This is a genomic window from Bartonella sp. AA86SXKL, from assembly GCF_042196885.1.
Map to the genome: position 1 here is coordinate 970 of NZ_JBHIRE010000091.1, position 393 is coordinate 1362.

Below are 393 nucleotides of genomic sequence, written 5' to 3' on the forward strand. Positions count from 1 at the left end.
TACTTTCGGTTTTATCGGAATATGCCGTAAAGGCTTCTTGTTAAAATCGGTAATAAAGCGCTGAACGCTTTTTTATGGGCAGCACAGCATAACATTCCATTTCCCCTGAAGATTCAAAAGGAAGGTGCAAAAATTTGCAATTTTGAGCAAACTCTTTAGCTAGCCATGGCAAGCGTTTTTGAGTGACTGACTGTGCGTGTTTGCGATTTTTGCTGTACTTCTCTGGCTTTCATAACAGTTTTTGTAATTTCCTTTGCTTTCTGTTCTGAAACACCAAGATTTTTCGCCAGTGTCTCATGATTATTTTCTCTAAGTGCTCTTTGTTCACTTGAGGAGAGACGGCTATTGACTTTTTGTAAAAGACTCGTGAGCTCTTTTTGAAGCAGAGGAGAG

The 393-nt window shown here is 39.4% G+C and carries 1 pseudogene; it reads right to left on the reverse strand.

The window, feature by feature from the left end:
• Positions 1–155: 155 nt before the first annotated feature.
• Positions 156–393, reverse strand: a pseudogene (locus tag ACFIO5_RS10005) (adenosine monophosphate-protein transferase); the annotation flags it as partial.